At 32.5% G+C, this 1,031-nt stretch carries 1 protein-coding gene; it reads right to left on the bottom strand.

The features are described from left to right. Positions 1-150: 150 nt before the first annotated feature. Positions 151-462, bottom strand: coding sequence for an ArsR/SmtB family transcription factor (locus AC1DTM_RS28255; protein WP_002159054.1), 312 nt, complete (start codon positions 460-462; stop codon positions 151-153). Positions 463-1,031: the final 569 nt, after the last annotated feature.

The raw sequence follows: 1,031 nt of genomic DNA, 5'->3' as shown, positions 1-1,031 counted from the left end.
TAAATAACTAGATATGATATATAAAAAAATTTTCTCCTTTCCATGTTTCTTGCTTTTATAGGTAGTGCAACTTTATAAAAAAGTAATTGGATACCTGTAAAAAAGCAGAATGTGTGAAAGCTARTAATCAATTGATTATTAGCTTTCATTTTATAATTCGTTTTGGACGTATTCAGAAAACTCTCGTATTGTTTTTTCATTTCGGCGATAGTATGTCCATTTTCCAATTCGGTCAGATTCTAGTAAGCCTGCTTTTTTCATAGTTAATAAATAACTAGAAATAACCGATTGAGCTAAGCCAGTTTTAAGCTGGATATCTCCTACACATACTCCAACTTGAAAGTTAAGGCCTTGTTCTAGATAAGGCTTTTCATCGAAATGGTTTTCTGGATTTTTCAACCATGATAAAATTTGACATCTTGTTTCATTTGACAATGCTTTATAAATTAATAAAGGTTCCATAAGGATATTATATCTACTTTTATAGATTTGTAAATAGGTTTTGGTGATTTTAAGGGAAGAAGGTATATGTGATCCCCTTGAATAGGAATAAGGTGCTCTTGATCTGTACCCTTTGTAAAGGACATTCCAAAAAAGTTAGGCAACCTCAAGAAGATGATTTCTGTATGCCAACAGGAGTCATCTTCTTTAAATTCCATTGATAGCAAGAATGATTATAGTACGTCATATATGGGGTGGCGTCACATTGCTATCAAGTTAAGAAATACATTCTTCCTCAAAATGAAAAAAATGAACTAAATTCCTACGGACAACTATGAAAGGATGAAATTTCCGTTTTGGGGATACTTCAAAATCTTAGGCTGATGGGTATGGGGTAGAGTCACATCGCTATCAAGCTAAGCTTATGCAAAGTTAATTTTAGGCGAGATTGTTTCTTTTTTCTAAAGGGCAAGTGTAGGTAATTTAAAAATTTGCATACGAAATAAACCCTAATGGGTTTCACTTTTTTGAATTAAGCGGCTTGATTATCAGACAKGGTACAATTGTATATCAGACAGGGTACAATTGTA

The organism is Bacillus sp. P4_D3 (assembly GCF_056401855.1).
The sequence above is the reverse complement of the archived record's forward strand: the minus strand, read 5'-3'. Positions and strand labels throughout refer to the sequence as shown.

What these genes read in the sequence shown, in the direction of transcription:
- AC1DTM_RS28255 (WP_002159054.1), bottom strand. Translation starts at nt 462, where the DNA reads ATGGAACCTTTATTAATTTATAAAGCATTGTCAAATGAAACAAGATGT.